Source organism: Acidovorax sp. (assembly GCF_021287135.1).
Classification (GTDB): Bacteria; Pseudomonadota; Gammaproteobacteria; order Burkholderiales; family Burkholderiaceae_C; genus Acidovorax.
In genome coordinates this window covers 1-16,670 of sequence record NZ_JAJTBB010000075.1, presented here as the reverse complement: position 1 = coordinate 16,670, position 16,670 = coordinate 1, and the positions used below count along the sequence as shown (strand labels likewise).

The 16,670-nt window shown below is 68.6% G+C and carries 16 protein-coding genes and 1 pseudogene; 8 read left to right on the top strand and 9 right to left on the bottom strand.

Annotated features, from left to right (window positions below):
- The first annotated feature begins 4 nt into the window (after positions 1 to 4).
- The 3 genes from LWW96_RS16950 to LWW96_RS16940 all read left to right on the top strand — a co-directional run bounded on the left by LWW96_RS16950 (position 5) and on the right by LWW96_RS16940 (position 5,137).
- The gene (locus LWW96_RS16950) at positions 5 to 511 is read left to right on the top strand and encodes a (2Fe-2S)-binding protein (RefSeq protein ID WP_291489029.1); all 507 of its coding nucleotides are present in this window, start codon (positions 5 to 7) and stop codon (positions 509 to 511) included.
- The gene (locus LWW96_RS16945) at positions 508 to 4,254 is read left to right on the top strand and encodes a molybdopterin cofactor-binding domain-containing protein (protein WP_291489028.1); all 3,747 of its coding nucleotides are present in this window, start codon (positions 508 to 510) and stop codon (positions 4,252 to 4,254) included. The genes LWW96_RS16950 and LWW96_RS16945 overlap by 4 nt, the downstream gene beginning before the upstream one ends.
- A 124-nt stretch (positions 4,255 to 4,378) precedes the next feature.
- Positions 4,379 to 5,137 (top strand): hypothetical protein, encoded by a 759-nt coding sequence (locus LWW96_RS16940; RefSeq protein WP_291489027.1) that lies wholly within the window; start codon positions 4,379 to 4,381, stop codon positions 5,135 to 5,137.
- A 376-nt stretch (positions 5,138 to 5,513) separates the two neighbouring features.
- Here LWW96_RS16940 and LWW96_RS16935 read toward each other — a convergent pair.
- Together LWW96_RS16935 and LWW96_RS16930 are read right to left on the bottom strand one after the other, a co-directional pair.
- Positions 5,514 to 5,915 (bottom strand): annotated as a pseudogene (locus LWW96_RS16935) (EVE domain-containing protein); the annotation flags it as partial.
- 356 nt (positions 5,916 to 6,271) lie between these two features.
- Positions 6,272 to 6,892 carry a LysE family transporter gene (locus tag LWW96_RS16930; protein ID WP_291489026.1) on the bottom strand — a complete coding sequence of 207 codons (621 nt, stop codon included), beginning with the start codon at positions 6,890 to 6,892 and terminating at the stop codon, positions 6,272 to 6,274.
- A 101-nt stretch (positions 6,893 to 6,993) separates the two neighbouring features.
- Here LWW96_RS16930 and LWW96_RS16925 point away from each other — a divergent pair, with 101 nt between their 5' ends.
- Positions 6,994 to 7,443, top strand: coding sequence for an Lrp/AsnC family transcriptional regulator (locus LWW96_RS16925; protein ID WP_291489025.1), 450 nt, complete (start codon positions 6,994 to 6,996; stop codon positions 7,441 to 7,443).
- An 8-nt stretch (positions 7,444 to 7,451) separates the two neighbouring features.
- On the opposite strand, the gene LWW96_RS16920 is transcribed toward LWW96_RS16925, so the two are convergent.
- From LWW96_RS16920 to LWW96_RS16910, 3 genes are all read right to left on the bottom strand, one after another.
- On the bottom strand, positions 7,452 to 7,880 hold the full coding sequence (locus LWW96_RS16920) for a VOC family protein (protein ID WP_291489024.1): 429 nt from the start codon (positions 7,878 to 7,880) through the stop codon (positions 7,452 to 7,454).
- Positions 7,881 to 7,919: 39 nt separating this feature from the next.
- Positions 7,920 to 8,297, bottom strand: a complete 378-nt coding sequence (locus LWW96_RS16915) for a VOC family protein (RefSeq protein WP_291489023.1) — start codon at positions 8,295 to 8,297, stop codon at positions 7,920 to 7,922.
- Positions 8,298 to 8,391: 94 nt separating this feature from the next.
- Positions 8,392 to 9,273: a helix-turn-helix domain-containing protein gene (locus tag LWW96_RS16910; RefSeq protein ID WP_291489022.1), complete on the bottom strand. Its 882-nt coding sequence runs from the start codon at positions 9,271 to 9,273 to the stop codon at positions 8,392 to 8,394.
- A gap of 100 nt (positions 9,274 to 9,373) precedes the next feature.
- Between LWW96_RS16910 and pobA the strand changes: the two genes are divergently transcribed.
- Together pobA and LWW96_RS16900 are read left to right on the top strand one after the other, a co-directional pair.
- Entirely contained in the window at positions 9,374 to 10,546 is a 1,173-nt protein-coding gene (gene pobA / locus LWW96_RS16905) for a 4-hydroxybenzoate 3-monooxygenase (protein WP_291489021.1), read from the top strand.
- A gap of 414 nt (positions 10,547 to 10,960) precedes the next feature.
- Entirely contained in the window at positions 10,961 to 11,122 is a 162-nt protein-coding gene (locus tag LWW96_RS16900) for a hypothetical protein (protein WP_291489055.1), read from the top strand.
- 141 nt (positions 11,123 to 11,263) lie between these two features.
- Here the strand turns inward: LWW96_RS16900 and LWW96_RS16895 are convergent, their stop codons facing one another.
- Complete coding sequence (locus tag LWW96_RS16895) at positions 11,264 to 11,677, bottom strand: helix-turn-helix domain-containing protein (RefSeq protein WP_366118284.1); 414 nt, start codon at positions 11,675 to 11,677, stop codon at positions 11,264 to 11,266.
- Positions 11,678 to 11,772: 95 nt separating this feature from the next.
- Here LWW96_RS16895 and LWW96_RS16890 point away from each other — a divergent pair, with 95 nt between their 5' ends.
- Positions 11,773 to 12,726, top strand: a complete 954-nt coding sequence (locus LWW96_RS16890; RefSeq protein WP_291489051.1) for an aromatic alcohol reductase — start codon at positions 11,773 to 11,775, stop codon at positions 12,724 to 12,726.
- Positions 12,727 to 13,001: 275 nt separating this feature from the next.
- Here the strand turns inward: LWW96_RS16890 and LWW96_RS16885 are convergent, their stop codons facing one another.
- The gene (locus LWW96_RS16885; protein ID WP_366118282.1) at positions 13,002 to 13,211 is read right to left on the bottom strand and encodes a tannase/feruloyl esterase family alpha/beta hydrolase; all 210 of its coding nucleotides are present in this window, start codon (positions 13,209 to 13,211) and stop codon (positions 13,002 to 13,004) included.
- A gap of 115 nt (positions 13,212 to 13,326) precedes the next feature.
- Between LWW96_RS16885 and LWW96_RS16880 the strand changes: the two genes are divergently transcribed.
- Positions 13,327 to 13,776 (top strand): carboxymuconolactone decarboxylase family protein, encoded by a 450-nt coding sequence (locus tag LWW96_RS16880; RefSeq protein ID WP_291489020.1) that lies wholly within the window; start codon positions 13,327 to 13,329, stop codon positions 13,774 to 13,776.
- Positions 13,777 to 13,838: 62 nt separating this feature from the next.
- On the opposite strand, the gene LWW96_RS16875 is transcribed toward LWW96_RS16880, so the two are convergent.
- Complete coding sequence (locus tag LWW96_RS16875) at positions 13,839 to 15,554, bottom strand: tannase/feruloyl esterase family alpha/beta hydrolase (protein WP_291489050.1); 1,716 nt, start codon at positions 15,552 to 15,554, stop codon at positions 13,839 to 13,841.
- A gap of 150 nt (positions 15,555 to 15,704) precedes the next feature.
- Positions 15,705 to 16,670: acyl-CoA dehydrogenase family protein (locus LWW96_RS16870; protein ID WP_291489019.1), on the bottom strand; the 966-nt coding region annotated here is incomplete at its 5' end.

Below are 16,670 nucleotides of genomic sequence, written 5' to 3'. Positions count from 1 at the left end.
CCCCATGCATACCCCTGCACCCGCCGCCACCCTCACCGTCAACGGCCAGCCCTGCGCCTTGCCAGATCCCGGGCCCGCCGGCGCCACGCTGCTGCACGTGCTGCGCAACGACCTCGCGCTCAACGGCCCCAAGTACGGCTGCGGCCTGGGGCAGTGCGGTGCGTGCACGGTGCTGGTGGACGGGGTGGCGGCGCGGGCCTGCGTGATCCCCGCACAAGGCCTGGCGGGGCGCGAGGTGACCACGCTGGAGGGCCTGCCCGCGCGCTGCGGGCGTGTGGATGCGTTGCACCCCGTGCAGCAGGCGTTTGTGGAAGAGCAGGCCGCCCAGTGCGGCTACTGCCTGAACGGCATGGTGATGATGGCCGTGGCCCTGCTGGAGCGCAACCCCGACCCTGACGAAGCCGCCATCCGCCGCGAGCTGTCGTCCAACCTGTGCCGCTGCGGCACGCACATCGAGATCATCCGCGCCGTGCAGCGCGCCGCCGTGTTGATGCGCGAGGCGAAGGCATGAGCGCGTCTTCTCCCACGCCGCCGCGCGCCCAGGCGCCGCGCAGCCGCGCCGACTTCCATGCTGCCGACGGCGTGCTGCTGGTCGTGCGCAACCCGCCGCCCGCACCGCCGCCGGTCAAGGGCCAGCCCGCGCTGGTGGCCGGCAACCCGGCCGAGGGCGTGGAGATCCTCATCGCCGTGTGGGACGACGGCAGCGTCACGGCGCTCAATGGCCATGTGGACCTGGGCACTGGCATCCGCACCGCGCTCGCGCAGATCGTGGCCGAAGAGCTGGACGTGCCCCTGCCCTGCGTGCACATGGTGCTGGGCGACACCACCCGCGCGCCCAACCAGGGCGCCACCATTGCCAGTGCCTCCCTCCAGATCCACGCCAAGCCGCTGCGCACCGCGGCGGCCCAGGCGCGCCATTGGTTGCTGGCCCGCGCGGCCGAGCGCTTGAAGGCGCCGGCAGAAACCTTGCGGATTCACCACGGCCTGGTCCAGTCTGCCGACGACCCCGGCGTGCGCGTGCGCTATGCCGATCTGCTGGCGGGCCAGCACACCGTGCTGGAGCTGGCCGACGCCACCCCCACCAAGCCCGCGGCCGATTACCGCGTGGTGGGCCAGTCCGTGCCGCGCGTGGACATCCCCGCCAAGGTCAGCGGCGAGCTGGTCTTCGTGCACGACATGCGCGTGCCCGGCATGCTGCACGGCCGCGTGGTGCGCCCGCCGTATGCCGGCGCCGACCATGGCGACTTCATCGGCAACACGCTGGAATCGGTGGACCAAAACTCCATCGCCCACATCCCCGGCATCCGCGCCGTGGTGGTGATCCGCGACTTCGTCGGCATCGTCGCCGAGCGCGAAGAGCAGGCCGAGCAGGCCCTGCGCGACTTGAAGGTACGCTGGAAGGACTGGCCCGGCTTTCCCCGCCAGGACAGCCCCGAGGCCATTGCCCAGGCCATCCGCGCCAACCCCGCCACCCAGCGCCGGCTGGTGGACGAGGGCGACGTGGATGCCGCCCTGGCCGCAGCCGACCAGCCCATGCCGCGCACCTACGTGTGGCCCTACCAGATGCACGCGTCGATCGGCCCCTCGTGCGCCGTGGCCGAGTGGCGGGCGCAGGACGACGCTGGCCGCCCGCGCATGACCGTGTGGGCCGGCACCCAGAACCCCCATGTGCTGCGCGCCGACCTGGCCCGCCTGATGGGCATGGCCGATGTGGACATCGACCTGATCCGCATGGAAGCCGCGGGCTGCTATGGCCGCAATGGTGCCGACGATGTGGCCGCCGACGCGGCGCTGCTCTCGCGTGCGGTGGGCGCCCCCGTGCGCGTGCAGCTCACGCGCGAGCAAGAGCACCTGTGGGAGCCCAAGGGCACGGCCCAGCTCATGCAGGTGCGCGGCGGGCTCAATGCCGACGGCTCCGTGGCGGCGTATGACTTCGAGACTTCGTATCCGTCCAACGGCGCGCCCACGCTGGCCCTGCTGCTCACCCGCACCATCGAGCCCACGGCCCAAGCCTATGAGATGGGCGACCGCACCGCACGCCCGCCGTACCAGTACGACCACCTGCGCGTCGCCGTCAACGACATGCCGCCCATCGTGCGCGCATCCTGGCTGCGCGGCGTGTCGGCGCTGCCCAACTCCTTCGCGCACGAGTCGTATGTGGACGAGCTGGCCACCGCCGCGGGCGTGGACCCGGTGCAGTTCCGCCTGCAGCTGCTGAACGACCCGCGCGCCGCCGAGCTGGTGCGCGCCACGGCCGCCAAGGCCGGCTGGCAGCCGCGTACCGGCCCGCGCCAGGTTCAGGCCGACGGCGACTGGGTGCAGGGCCAGGGCTTTGCCTATGCGCGCTACATCCACAGCAAGTGGCCCGGCTTTGGCGCGGCCTGGGCCGCCTGGGTGGCCGATGTGGACGTCAACCAGCGCACCGGCGAGGTCCACGTGCGCCGCGTGGTGGTGGGGCACGACGCCGGCCTCATGGTGAACCCCGCGGGTGTGGAGCAGCAGGTGCACGGCAACGTGCTGCAGACCACGAGCCGTGCGCTCAAGGAGCAGGTGAGCTTCGAGCCCGTCAAACAGGCCGTGGACAGCCGCGAGTGGGGTAGCTACCCCATCCTGAGTTTCCGCGAGGTGCCCGTCATCGAGGTCATGCACATGCCCCGGCAGGACGAAGCCCCGCTGGGCGCGGGCGAATCGTCCTCCGTGCCCGGCACGGCGGCCATCGCCAACGCGATCTTTGACGCCACGGGCGTGCGCTTTCGCGCGCCGCCGTTCACGCCCGAGGTGGTGCGCGCCGGGCTGAACCCGCTCACCGCCGCTGCGGAGGCGGCTGCAGCCGGCGCCGGTGCAGAAGGCTCCGCCGCGCCCCCGCAGCCCGCCGACGTGCTGCCCACGCTGGAGCTGCCCGCCCCCGCTCTGCCCGCCAACGCCCCCTGGCCGCGCCGCCGCAGCGTGTGGGCGCGGGCGGGTGCGCTGGCCGCGGGCATCTTCGCCGTGGGCGCCGCGCTGCTGGGCTGGCGCCCGTCCATCGCGCCTGTGGCGCAGACCAGCGGCGGCGCAGCGGTCTACAACGCCGCCACCATTGAGCGCGGCCGCGTCCTGGCCGCCGCGGGCGACTGCGCCGTGTGCCACACCGCGCCCGGTGGCGCGTCCAACGCGGGCGGGCGCGGCATGGACACGCCCTTCGGGACCATCTACACCACCAACCTCACGCCCGACGCCGAGACGGGAATCGGCCAGTGGTCCTTCAGCGCCTTCCAGCGCGCCCTGCGCGAAGGCATCTCGCGCGACGGCCGCCACCTGTACCCGGCGTTTCCGTACACCGCGTTCGCCAAGATGAGCGACGACGACCTCACCGCGCTGTACGCCTACCTGATGGCCCAGCCCGCCGTGCGCGCCGAGGTGCCCAAGACCGAGCTGGCCTTCCCGTTCAGCGTGCGTCCGCTCATGGCCGGGTGGAACGCGCTGTTCCACGATGCGGCCCCTTTCAAGCCGGACCCGACGCGCCCGCCCGAATGGAACCGCGGCGCCTACCTGGTGCAGGGCGTGGGCCACTGCGGCGCCTGCCACACGCCGCGCAATGCGCTGGGCGCGGAGCAGGGCGGGGCGGCGTTCCTGTCAGGCGCACTCATCGACGGGTGGGAGGCGCCCGCGCTCACCGCGCTGTCGAAAGCCCCCGTGCCCTGGAGCGCCGAGTCGCTCTACCGCTACCTGCGCCACGGCCACAGCCCCGAGCACGGCAGCGCCTCGGGCCCCATGGCACCCGTGGTGCGCGAGCTGGCCCAGCTGCCCGACAGCGACATCCGCGCCATGGCCACGTACCTGGCCTCGTTTCAGGCGGCGCCCACGGGACCCGCCTCAACCGCCGTCCCGCAGGTCACCGCCCCCGCGCTGGTGGCCCAGGCGGCCGTCCAGGCGCCGCTGCCCAGCGCTGCCCAGCGCCTGTTCAACGGCGCTTGCGCCGCCTGCCACCACGACGGCGACGGGCCCCAGCTGCTGGGCGTGAACATCCCCCTGGCGCTCAACACCAACCTGCACAGCGACCGGCCCGACAACCTGCTGCAGGTGATCGTGCACGGCATCCGCGAACCCGCCGCGCGCGACATCGGCTTCATGCCCGCGTTCGGCCCCGCGCTCAGCGATGCGCAGATCACCGAGCTGGCGCACTACCTGCGCCAGCGCTATGCACCCGGCAGGCTCGCATGGGGCGACGTGCCCGCGGCGCTGGCACGGGTGCGGGCAGGTCCGGCGCATCCCTGAGCGCTTGTTTTAAGGCATTTTTGGCCTCTGGCGCTTATGGGGCAAGCGCTGACAGCTATTAAAATAATAGCTTTTCCGGCAAAGCGTTCCGCAGCACAATCGGGCCGAAACGACCGATCCGCCCATGCCGTCCTCCGCACGCACGTTCTTCGCTCCCAGGGGCTCGCGCCATGCCGCCCTGCGCCTGCGCCGCGCCGGTGGGGCCGTGCTGCTCGTGCTGTCGTGCGCGCTGTTGTCGGCGTGCGGACCCGAGGTGCGGGGCTCGCCCAAGCCCCCGCCCTCGTTCGGCCCGGCGCAAAGCGCCTGGTGGGGCTGTCCCGCATTGCAAGGCGTGTATGCATGGCCACCCGTGGCGAACACTGCGGTGCCGGCCGGCGCAGCCGCCCGCCGCACGCCCGGCACCGGCGAACTGCCCTTCTACGCCATGGGCGCAGAGATGCAAGTCTGGCTGCGCCAGGAGCGCGGCGAAACCACGGTGCGCACGCGCGCCGTCAACCGCGCACGCAACGTGCGCACGTCCCTCACGCGGCAATGGAGCCTCATGACCTACGGCGCCGCGCAGACGCATTGCAGCGGGGGCATGCTCGACCTGAGTCCGGCGCAGATGCCCGGCGGCGCGGCAGGGAGGGGCGGCGCCACCGGCCAAGGCGCGCTCCTGGGCTTTCGCCTGGCGCTCTTGAAAGACGGTGCGCTGGCCGTGGGGACGCGGCGCTTGGTTCCCGGTGGCACGGGCTCGTACTTCTCGTGGGGCGGGCAGTCGTACGGCAGCTACGACCTGCCCGACGGGGAAGCCTGGTCTTGGGTCAAGCTGGCCCGCAGCGCCCCGGGAGACCGCGAGCCGCCGGTCGAAGACGCCTACGTGCCCGGCGCCACGGCGCCCTGAATGCCCCGGCGCGGCCGCCCGGCGGCTGCAGCGGTCGCCAAAAAAAGCGCCCAACCCGCCCTCTTATCGCGCCACCGGCCAAGGCACCCGTTGGCACAGTCGCACCAGGGCTGGGGTGCCAGGGACACCACCGGCCCGGTGTCTGCCGCCCGCCGCGGCAAGCGCCCTGCCGATGTCGTCTCACCACCCCTGAGGAGCACCCCATGTCCGCTGTCGAACTGGAAATCCACGCCATCGTGCAACGATTGCTGCGTGACGGCTACCACGCCCTCACCCTGGCCCAGCGCCGGGTGGTGGAAAGGCTCATGGCCGTCTGCTGACTACTGATCACTGACGGCGGCGGGCGCTGCGCTCGGGCGGCGCACGCGAGCCCGCGTCATGCAAGACCGAGCGACCGCACGTCCGCCTGCATCGCCTGCGCAATCAGGCGCATGTCGTGGTCGCTGACCGCGAACAGCCCGAAGCGGAACTTGGCGCCCCAGCGCGGGCGGTCTTCCATCACAAACTCCAGCGCGTCCAGCAGCGGCGCGATGGGCGCCTCCTGCGCCGGCACATAGGCCACGTCCTTGCGGAAGGGCACAAACCCGCCGCCCATGTCAAACGCGTACGGATCGCCGGGCTGCGCGATGCCGATGGAGACGAATGCCTGCAATTTCTCTTTGCCCCCCATCGTGAGGGTGGGCGCGTAGTAGGCCACGCGGTCGCCCGCCTGCACGCGGCGCAGCGGCGCGGCCTTGCCGTGGCACACCTGCATGAAGCCGGCACCCGGCGTGGCGCAGCCCCTGCGGGCATGCTAGGCGCTGGCCACGGCGATCCAGTTGCGGTGCGCGGGCGCGGCGGCAGAGGTTGCTGCTGGCACGGACCGGGGCGCGGGCTCGGCATCCGGCCAAAGAGGGTGTTGCAGTATGGCGTCGGTCAATGTAAGCCTCTCGGGAAAAGAAGGCCTGATGGTGCGGGCGCGCTGCTGACAGCGCAGTGTCAGTACCTTTGCAGCGAGGCCCCTCGACCGCGCAGCCTTGCACGGATTTGCGTTCGATCCGTCAGAACCGTTCGGGCTGAGCTTGTCGAAGCCTCGCGCGGCGCTTCGGCAAGCTCAGCGTGAACGGAGTGGCTGTTCTGGGATGTGGACCTGCCTCAGACCAGCCGCCCCCACTGCCACAACGCAAACCCGCCCAGCAGCACGGCCGACGCCCGGTTGATGCGCTGGCGCCAGGCGGGGGTAAAGCGCTGCCGCTGGTGGGCGATGGCGCTGGTCAGCAGCAGCCACCAGGCGGCCGAGCCCGCCAGCACGCCCGCCACCATCCACCACGGCGACGGCAGGCTGGAGCGGCCGGCCCCCAGCGAGCCAAACACCGCAATGAACGACACGATGGTGGCCGGGTTCGCCAGCGTCAGCGCAAACGTGCCGGCGGCCAGGCCCAGCAGCCCCCGCGCATCGCGTGCCGGTGCGGCGGTGTGGGCCACGGGTGCGTGCCAGGTGCGCCAGGCCAGCACCAGCAGCAATGCGCCGCCGCCCAGCGCCAGCGGCGTCTTGGCGCTGGTCAGCCCGTCGATGAGCCAGCGCACGCCGAAGGCGCCCATCGCGCCGTACACCGCATCGGCCGCGGCTGCGCCCAGGCCCGTGGCCAGCCCGGCCGCCAGGCCCCGTTCCAGGGTGCGTTGCATGGTCAGCAGGCCGATGGGGCCGACCGGGGCGGCGATGAGCACGCCCACGACGGCGGCCTGCAGAAACACGCTGAGTGAAGTGAAATCCATGCACCGATGCTAGGGCGGCAACGGGCGGTGGAGAATGCGGAAAATTCGGCGAATCCAGATTTGGGTTCCGGTTTTTTCTGTGTAGCTCGAAAAAGGCTTTTATGGAAGTTGATGACAAAGCCTGGCGCTTGATCAGCGCGCTGCAGGCCGATGGCCGTGCCTCCCTCAAGGAACTGGCCGAGGCCGTGGGCCTCTCAGTGCCGGCCACGCTGGAGCGCCTGCGCCGCCTGCAAGACGCAGGCGTGGTGCGCGGCGTGCATGCCGACATCGACCCCGCCAAGGTCGGCTACGGGGTGCGGGCGGTGGTGGGCATCAACGTGCCGCAGCCCGGCAAGAAGGCGCTGATCGACAAGCTGCGCCTGTCGCCCCGCGTGCTCGAATGCCACCATGTCAGCGGCAACGACTCGTATGTGATGCAGGTCGTCGCGCGCGACCTGCCCGACCTGGAGAGCTTTCTGGGCGACATCAATGGCTATGGCGAAACGCGCACGTCCATCGTGTTCTCCACGCCCATTCCGCTGCGCGGACTGGCCCGCCCGGAGGCGGACTGACCCGCTCCTCAGAACGTGATCTTCACGGACGGTGCGCTGCGCTGCGCCTCGCCGTGGGACACGGCCTCGATGTTGTTGCCGTCCGGGTCCAGCACAAAGGCCGCGTAGTAGCCGGGATGGTAGGGCCGCTCGCCCGGCGCGCCGTTGTCCTGGCCGCCATGGGCCAGGGCGGCTTGGTAGAACGCCTCCACCATCGCCCGGTCCTGCGCCTGGAAGGCCAGGTGGTGGCGCCCGGTGAGGTGGCCTTGCGCGGCCACGCTGTCGGCGGTGGAGACGAACAGCTCGTCCGCCCAGAAGTAGTCCTCGGCCGTGCCGCCCATCGGCACATGCAGTGCGTCAAACACCGCCGCGTAGAACCGGCGGCTGGCCGCAAGGTCGCGCACCACCAGCTGGATGTGGTCAATCAGCCGGCCGCGGTGCAGTTCCTGTGTTTCCATGGGGAGTCTCCTTTCGCCATGATGAGAGAGACAAGAGCGTCATTGGGGCGCATGCAGCCCGACGCGGTTGCCGTCCAGGTCGTGGATGTGGGCAAAAAAGCCCATGCCCGGCGGCAGCGCCTGGCGGGGCAGGGCCACGCGGCCGCCGTGGGCCACCGCGCGTTCCAGCGCGGCGTCCAGCGAGGGCGATGCGTCCAGGTAGACCAGTGTGCCGCTGTCCGATACCCGCGGCGCCGTTGGGCCCATCATCAGCGCGCCGCCCGCGCCATCGGCGCCGGGGTCATAGGCGAACACGGCGCCTTCGCTCGGGCCCATGGCCTCGCGGCGCATGGGCTGGCCCAGCACGGCTTCGTAAAAGGCCTGGGCACGGTCCAGCTGGGTGGTGGGGATTTCAAACCAGGCGATGGCGTTTTTCATGGGGGCTCCTTGTCGTTGAGAAAGATGAATGACCGAAGCCCTGATGGTGGGCGGACCCTGCTGACAGCGGCGTGTCAGCAGCCTGGCGCCGGCGTCACAGCGCGTCGGCCGGGGCCGACGCCGCCACTTGCGCGCGAAACGCCCGCGGCGACAGCCCCGCATCCCGGGTGAACGCCCGCGTGAAGTAGGCCGGGTCCGCATACCCCAGCGTGTAGGCAATGGTGGACACGCCCAGGTGGGTGTACGCCAGGTTGCGCCGGGCCTCGCGCATCAGGCGCGCCTCGATCAGCCGCTGGGCCGACACGCCCGTCGCCGCGCGGGCCACGCGGCTCAGGTGCGTGGGCGAGACGGCCAGCGCCCGCGCGTAGTCGGCCACCTGCCAGTGCTCCAGAAAATGCGCCTCGATCAGCGCCTCCAGCCGCTGCACCAGGCCGGACTCCGGCGCCGGCGCGTCGGCCGGGTCGTGCTGGTCGATGGCGCGCGCCACCCAGCCCAGCAGCGTGGCGCCCAGGCCGCGCAGCACCAGCGCCCGCGCCTTGCCGCGGCCCGAGAACTCGGCCCACACCTGGGCCATGGCCTGGTGCAGCTCCGGGGGCGCGGGCGCCACGGCCGGGCGGGCCAGGTCGCGCCGCACGTCGCCCACGCGCACCAGGATCTCGTCCATCAGCTCATCGGCCAGCGTGGCCACCCAGCCCTCGGTGTGCTGCGTGAAGCGAAAGGCATGCACATGCCCCTGTGGCACGTTGATGAGCGCGCCCGCAAACAGCGGGTGCCGCTCGCCGTCCAGGTGCGCCGCGCCCCCGCCCGAGGTGATCAGCAGCACCTGGTGCAGCCGCGCGTGCCGGTGGGGCGCCAGCTCCCAGTCGTGCAGCACCGAGCGCTCGGCAATCGTCTCGCAGTGCAGCACGTCGGGCAGGTGCTGCGACTCCCCGAACAGGCTGTATGAGCGTATACCCTCGATGTTCGAAAAGTGCATGTTCTGGCTCCATTCGTCCATTCATGGCGGCGACTGTGCCACGTATCTTTGCGGGGTCGTTTTGATCAATGTCATGAACCACCATCCGAAGGAGACATCCATGAAAACCCAGGTTTGCATCATCGGCGGAGGCCCCTCGGGCCTGATGCTGTCGCAGCTCTTGCACCTCAAGGGCATTGAAACCGTCGTGCTGGAGCGCCAAAGCCGCGAATACGTGCTGGGCCGCATCCGCGCTGGCGTGCTGGAGCACGGCTTTGCCGCGCTGATGCGCGAAGCTCAGTGCGGCGAGCGCATGGACAAGGAAGGCGAGATCCACGACGGCTTCATCATCGCCCACGACGGCAAGATGGACCGGGTCGATTTGCACAAGTACAGCGGCGGCAGCTCCGTGGTCGTCTACGGCCAGACCGAACTGACGCGCGACCTGTACGAAGCGCGCGACCGCATGAAGGGCATCGTCATCCACAACGCAGAAGACGTGCAGCCGCATGACCTCAAAAGCGCCAACCCGTATGTGACCTACCGCAAGGGCGACGAGGTGGTGCGCATCGACTGCGACTTCGTCATCGGCGCCGACGGCTTCCACGGCGTGAGCCGCAAGTCCATCCCGCGCGACGTGCTCAAGGAGTATGAAAAGGTGTACCCCTTCGGCTGGCTGGGCGTGCTCTCGCGCACCAAGCCCGTCTCGCCCGAGCTGATCTACGCCAAGCACGAACGCGGCTTTGCGCTGTGCTCGCTGCGCTCGCAGGTGCTGAGCCGCTACTACATCCAGGTGCCGCTGTCCGACAACGTGGAAGACTGGTCCGACGAAGCCTTCTGGGCCGAGCTGAAGCGCCGCCTGCCCGCCGAAGTGGCCGAGCGCCTCATCACCGGCCCCTCCATCGAAAAGTCCATCGCGCCCCTGCGCTCCTTCGTGGCCGAGCCCATGCGCTACGGCAACCTGTTCCTGGCCGGCGACGCCGCCCACATCGTGCCGCCCACGGGCGCACGGGGCCTGAACAGCGCCGCATCGGACATCTACTACCTGTACCACGCCATGGTCGCGCACTACCAAAACGGCGACAGCACCGGCCTGGACAAATACTCCGAGAAGGCCCTGGCCCGCGTGTGGAAGGCCCAGCGCTTCTCGTGGTGGATGACGACCATGCTGCACACCTTCCCCGATTCCATCGCGTACGACCAGAAGCTGCAGGACACGGACCTGGCGTATCTGTTCTCGTCCGAGAAGGCGCTGGGGTCGCTGGCGGAGAACTATGTGGGGTTGCCGTTCTGAGCGTCCGGCATTAGCGCTGCTACCCAATCAAAGGCCTGCATGGGGTTTCCTTGTGCAGGCCCTTTTTGTTTGTGCCCGGCCGGCGTTGCGTGCAACCGGTGACCCGTCCGCGCGCTCTCGGCGCGCCCTATGGCCTGGGCACTGGGGCCACACAAAGTCTGATGAAAAAGCCGCTTTCCATGCAGTCGCCTTGCACTGCAACCTCCATCTGCTACGGAAAATTTAGGCAGAACTGATGCTTACGCCCGGACGATGGGCCCGATAGCATCGCACCAAGTTTTCAGATCATTTGTCCCGTGGGTTCGATGTGCGATTCGACGATGGCTTGAACACGAAGAAGCTGCCGACGCAGCGTTTTGAGGCAGCGCACTTCACACCGGATAGTGCCAATCAACAGCCAGGAAAATCTCAACAATGGATTGGGTCCCGATAGTCTTTATTGTGTTCAAGGTGGCCGTGTTCGGCACCGGCATGTTCTTCGCCATCAAGTGGCATTACGACCAAGGGAAGAAGGCGAAAGAAGAGGCCAGCAGATCGCAGACGCTGGTTGAACGCACGCCGGGAGCGTCGGAGTAGGCGCCCGGTTCTCCGCGATGGGCTGCCGGGCATCAGACTTCTCCCCACCTGTATCACGCCATGGTCGCCCGTTTCAAATACGGCGACAGCACCGGCGTCGACAAATGCTCCGAGAAGGGTTGCCGATATAAGCCTTGGTGCTCAGAGGTTAGCTTGGCGGTGTTCGCTGTCGAAACGCTGCCGTGCATCCCGAAATTGGTCCGCATTTTCGACAATCCATGTCCACAGCGGAACCATCCGTACAAGCAACTCCATGCCCGAATCTGACAGTTCGTACTCGACTTTGGGAGGAACCTCGTCGAAGTCGTGACGCAGCACTAGCCCATCACGCTCCAGCTGCCGCAGGGTCAGCGTCAGCATGCGCTGGGTCACCCCATGCATGCGCCTGCCAATCTCTGCGTGGCGAAGCCTGCCGTACACGCCAAGCGTGTGGACGATGCCAAGTGACCAACGGCTCCCGGCGTGTGCAAGTACCTCTCGCCGGACCCCGTCGTCATCTTCCCGCAAGCCATCGCACACAGTCTGCGCGTATTGAAGAATTTCCTCTCGATTCACTTCGGCTTTGCTCCCCGGTATCACGCGTGTACCTTCTTACATTCCCGACGACGCGTGGCTAGACTGGCCCAACTTTTTCGCCAATGAGCAAGCAGATGGACCAGTCAGATCCTAACGCTACGTCGCAAAACATTCTCGTCCTCGGCGCTGGCGAGCTAGGCCTTCCAGTGATCCGCAACCTGGCACGCTGCGCGAAGGACGTGGATGGGGCAAAGATCAGCGTGCTGCTGCGTGCCAGCGCCGTGGAATCCACCGAGCCAGGCAAGCAGCGGGATATCGCAGAGATCCGAGACCTCGGCATCGAGATCGTCGTGGGCGATCTCGTGAAAAGTTCCATCGATGAGCTTGCCATAGAGTTCGCTCGCTACGACACGGTGATCGGATGCGCGGGCTATGCGGCCGGGATCAACACGCCGATGAAGATCGCTCGGGCCGCATTGCAGGCACGCATTCCGAGGTATTTCCCCTGGCAGTTCGGGGTCGACTTCGACGTGATCGGTCGCGGCAGCCCGCAGGACATCTTCGACGCCCAACTGGACGTGCGCGAGTTGCTGCGCAGCCAGAACCAGACGGAGTGGGTAGTCATCTCCACCGGCATGTTCATGAGCTACCTGTTCGAGCCCGAATTTGGTGTTGTTGACCTGCAGAACGATGCGGTCCACGCTCTGGGCAGCCTCCACACCGCGGTGACGCTGACCACGCCTGACGATATTGGGGTCCTGACGGCCGCTGTCGTGTTTGCCCAGCCGCGCATCCGAAACGAGATTGTGTTCCTGGCTGGCGACACCGTGACATACGGCGAGGTGGCCGACAAGCTGCAAGCAGTCCTGGGCCGCCCCTTCAGCCGGTCGGCGTGGACCGAGCAATATCTGCTGGACGAGTTGGCGCGCGACCCGCAGAACATGATGCGAAAGTACCGTGCGGCATTTGCCCAAGGGCGCGGTGTGGCATGGGACAAGAGCGGGACGTTCAATCAACGCCATGCCATTGCGGTGACCGACGTGTCGTCGTGGATTCGTGCCAACCTGGCATTGGGCCGCCGCCAGTGATCGGGTGGGTGCATCTTTAGGATGCGCTGCATCACTGGCAGCGCTTCCTGAAGCGGAGGCCGATTTGAAGGTCTTCGCGACGCTCGTTCCGAGTGATGGGTGCGGCGCCACATGCAGAGAACTTGCAAGTGCGTACCAAATGCCAGTGAATCAACAGGTGGGTCATCGTGGTCACAGATGTGTGAGCGCACGACTGCTCCAAGCAGTGTTTCCAAGCGGCCCCGCAGTCCAAGAAAAGCCCGGCACAAGCAGGGCTTCCCACGTTCAATCCTCCCTCACTTACAGCTAAAACTGCTCGCGCTCTCCACATCCCCCGTCCCGTTGTACCGCGCCACCTTGGGGTACACACACAGCGGCCGGGTGCGGTTGGCGGACCAGCTGGCGGACAGCTCGGTGTTGACCAGATTGGCGAGTGCGCCGCGTGCGCCACGTGCCTTGGCCGTCACGTTGCCAGGTGCCTTGCCGTGCTCTTCCAAGGCGACCACGGAGAGGTCCGCAGCCTTTTCCCCAGCCTCTGTCACAGCGCTTCACTTCACACGTCTTGAGAGCAGGAGGTCGATCTCGCCCTCCGCCCAACATTCAATGTGAAGGAACTGCTGTATGAATCGCGCTGTCTGGTTCAACGTATCGCCCGAGGGTGCCAAGGCCATCGGGATGCTGCACCACTTCGTCACCCAGGGCACGGGCCTGCCCAGCTTGCTGACGCACTTGGTCTTCTTGCGCGTGTCGCAGATCAACGGGTGCGCGCACTGCATCGACATCCACACGCGCGACCTGCTGGCCGAAGGCATGTCGGTGGAGAAGGTGGTGCTGGTTCCTGTGTGGCATGAGGCGGCGTATCTGTTCTCCGAGCAGGAGCGCACCGCGCTGGCCTGGGCCGAGGAGGTGACGCGCGTGAGCGAGACCCATGCCTCTGACGAAGCCTATGCGGCCGCACTGGCCGTGTTTGGCGAGAAGGATCTGGTGGATCTGACGCTCACGATTGCCACCATGAATGCGATCAACCGCATGGGTGTCAGCTTTCGCATGAAGCCTCGCGCCAGGGCGTAAAAGGAAAAGAAAAAGGAAGCCCGGCTTGCACCGGGCTTCCCGCTTTTCAAGCGCTGAACTGATTACTTGCAGCTGAAGCTGCTCGCACTCTCCACATCCCCCGCGCCGTTGTAGCGTGCCACCTTCGGGTACACGCACAGCGGCCGCGTGCGGTTGGCGGACCAGCTCGCTGGCAGCTCGGCATTCACCACGTTGGCACCTGCGCCGCGTGCCTTGGCCGTCACGCTCTCCGGCGCCTTGCCCTGTTCCACCCAGGCGACCAGCGGGGCCAGCATGTCGAACTGGTCGGTGGCGGGGCCGCCGGAGCAGTGGTTCATGCCGGGCACCAGGAACAGGCGGGCAAAGTCGTTGGCCCGGCCGTTGTGGTTGGCCTGCAGGCGGTCCATCCAGTTCGCGGTGTCCATGGGCGAGAACACGCCGTCGGCCACGCCGTGGAAGACGATCATTTTGGCGCCGCGGTTCTTCAGGGCGCTCAGGTCGGTCTCGTTGGGCGGGGTCATGTAGGCCCAGGGGGACTCGGCGTACTGGGCGGTGGTGGCGAACATCTTGGGGTAGTCCGTCTCCATGCTGAAGTTCAGCGCGTACTGCATGCCGGGGATGGCGGTGAACGCCGGCACGGTGGAGGGGGGTGAGGTGAAGATGAAGGCCACGGCCCCGGCGTCCCGCGTAGCGGGCGAGCCAAAGTGCCAGGATGCAAAGTTGGCGCCCGCAACGCCGGGGTCCCACCAGGTGCCGGCGTAGAGCGCGTCGCCCTTGCTGTTCCTGGGGCCGGCGAAGATGCTGGCCAGCACGCCCTTTTGCTCGCTGGTGATGCAGCTGCCGTCGCGTGCGCCGGTGCAGGTGGGCACGTCGGTTTGCAGGTTGAAGGCGGCCTGGCAGGCGGCCACGTCGTTGACCTGGCCGTCGGCCACGCCGTCCAGCGCGTCGCACTTGGCGACGATCTTGCTGCTGATGAGCTTGAACTCGGCGGGGCTCACGGCGGTGGTCAGGTCGGGCAGGCCGGTGGTGGCGTCTTTGGTGGACACCTGGGCGTATTGCTGGGCCTTCCACAGCTGGGTGGTGGCGGCCTTGGGCAGGTGAAAGCCGGGGTTGCCCGCCAGAATGCCGTCGTACTGGTCGGCATAGCGCGATGCGCCCACCATGGCGTGGCGGCCGCCGTTGGAGCAGCCGGCCAGGTACGAGCGGTCGGGCGCCTTGCCGTAGGCGCCCTTGATGAGGTTCTTGGCCATGGGGGTGAGGGTGCCTACGGCCTGGTAGCCGTAGTCCAGCCGGGCCTGCGGGTCCACGCCAAAGAACGGGGTGGGTGCGCCATGGCCGGCGTCGGAGCTGAGCACTGCAAAGCCTTGCACCAGCCCGGGCGCCACGGGGGCGCCGCCGCTCACCGAGCCCAGCGCGGTGACCACGCTGCCGTCCAGGCCGCCATTGGCCTGGTGCAGAAAGCGGCCGTTCCATTCCACGGGCAGGCGCATCTCGAAGCCGATGGCGTAGCTGGCGCCGTCCACGGGGCCGGTGCGCTCTTTCATCTTGCCTTTGACGAGGCAGTGCGCGGGGGCCTGGGTGGTCACGCCCTGCACGGTGATGGGGCCTGCGGGCACTTGCTCGGCCGAGGTGATGCGCGTGTCGGGCAACGCCAGGCTGCTGGCTAGCGTGGCGCAGGACTGCAAGGTGGCCGGTGTGGCGGCGGAGAGCTGGGGCAGGGCGGCATCGGACGAGCCGCCGCAGCCCATGAGCAGCGCGGCCGTTGCGGCCGAGAGTGCCAGGGGCTGGTGGGCACGCATCCGGTGTCTTCTCATCTTCAAGCGCATGGCGTTGTCTCCTGAGGTTTTCGAGGCGCAGGACAGCCCGCAGCGCGGCCTCTACACGCTGGGGGTGGGAGAACGGCGGAAGGTGAATTTGCTACTGAATCAGGAGCTGCTGGCGCTTGCCCATCAGGCGCTGGCGGCCTCTTTGGGGCGCACCTCGAAGGCCTGGGCGATGCGCTGGCGCAAGATGCCGGCGCGCAGGTCGAACTCGGGCAGCACCCACTGCGCGAAGGCCTGGGCGGGCGCGCTCCAGCGGTCGGGGGTGGCAGTCGCTGCGCGGGTGGCGGCGCCGATCTGACCCCAGGCCCATTCCAGCAGCACCAGCGCCACGGCGCGCAGGTAGTCGTCGGCCACCCAGTAGGGCAGCTCGGGGTCGGTCTGCGCGGCAATGGCCAGGGTCTGGGTGATCTCCACCAGCGCGTGGCGGCGCGCGCTGGCCGCGGCCGTGGGGGCCTTGCCGGGCAGGGCGGCCAGCAGCGCGGCCAGGCCCTGGCCGCCATCGGCCAGCACCTTGCGCACCAGCAGGTCGATGGCCTGGATCTCGTTGGTGCCCTCGTAGATCATGGCCACGCGCACGTCGCGCACGATCTGCTCGATGCCCCATTCGCTCACGTAGCCGTGGCCGCCAAACACCTGCAGGCAGGCGCTGGCGCCGTGAAAGCCCTGGTCGGTGAGCGCGGCCTTGAGCACGGGCGTGACCAGCGCGCACCAGCGCTGCGCGGCGGCGCGCTCGGCCGCGTCGGGGTGGTGCTTGGCTACGTCCAGCTGCAGGGCGGTGTGGTAGGCCAGCACGCGGCCGCCGTCGATCCACGCGCGCTGCGTGTGCAGGATGCGGCGGATGGCCGGGTGGTCTTGAATGAGGCTGGTGTCCTTGGCACCGGGCGCGCGCATCTGGCGGCGCTCGGCGGCGTAGGCGCTGGCCTTTTGCCACGCGGCCTCCAGCAGGCCGATGCCTTGCAGGCCCACATGCAGGCGGGCGGCGTTCATCATCACGAACATGGCGGCGAGGCCCTTGTTCGGCTCGCCCACCAGCCAGCCGGTGGCATCGTCAAAGCGCATCACGCAGGTGGGGCTGCCGTGCAGGCCCATCTT

Excerpts from the sequence above, each read along its gene's own strand:
- LWW96_RS16950 (WP_291489029.1), top strand. The coding sequence starts at position 5 with ATGCATACCCCTGCACCCGCCGCCACCCTCACCGTCAACGGCCAGCCC.
- LWW96_RS16945 (WP_291489028.1), top strand. The coding sequence starts at position 508 with ATGAGCGCGTCTTCTCCCACGCCGCCGCGCGCCCAGGCGCCGCGCAGC.
- LWW96_RS16940 (WP_291489027.1), top strand. The coding sequence starts at position 4,379 with ATGCCGTCCTCCGCACGCACGTTCTTCGCTCCCAGGGGCTCGCGCCAT.
- LWW96_RS16930 (WP_291489026.1), bottom strand. The coding sequence starts at position 6,892 with ATGGATTTCACTTCACTCAGCGTGTTTCTGCAGGCCGCCGTCGTGGGC.
- LWW96_RS16925 (WP_291489025.1), top strand. The coding sequence starts at position 6,994 with ATGGAAGTTGATGACAAAGCCTGGCGCTTGATCAGCGCGCTGCAGGCC.
- LWW96_RS16920 (WP_291489024.1), bottom strand. The coding sequence starts at position 7,880 with ATGGAAACACAGGAACTGCACCGCGGCCGGCTGATTGACCACATCCAG.
- LWW96_RS16915 (WP_291489023.1), bottom strand. The coding sequence starts at position 8,297 with ATGAAAAACGCCATCGCCTGGTTTGAAATCCCCACCACCCAGCTGGAC.
- LWW96_RS16910 (WP_291489022.1), bottom strand. The coding sequence starts at position 9,273 with ATGCACTTTTCGAACATCGAGGGTATACGCTCATACAGCCTGTTCGGG.
- pobA (WP_291489021.1), top strand. The coding sequence starts at position 9,374 with ATGAAAACCCAGGTTTGCATCATCGGCGGAGGCCCCTCGGGCCTGATG.
- LWW96_RS16900 (WP_291489055.1), top strand. The coding sequence starts at position 10,961 with ATGGATTGGGTCCCGATAGTCTTTATTGTGTTCAAGGTGGCCGTGTTC.
- LWW96_RS16890 (WP_291489051.1), top strand. The coding sequence starts at position 11,773 with ATGGACCAGTCAGATCCTAACGCTACGTCGCAAAACATTCTCGTCCTC.
- LWW96_RS16880 (WP_291489020.1), top strand. The coding sequence starts at position 13,327 with ATGAATCGCGCTGTCTGGTTCAACGTATCGCCCGAGGGTGCCAAGGCC.
- LWW96_RS16875 (WP_291489050.1), bottom strand. The coding sequence starts at position 15,554 with ATGCGTGCCCACCAGCCCCTGGCACTCTCGGCCGCAACGGCCGCGCTG.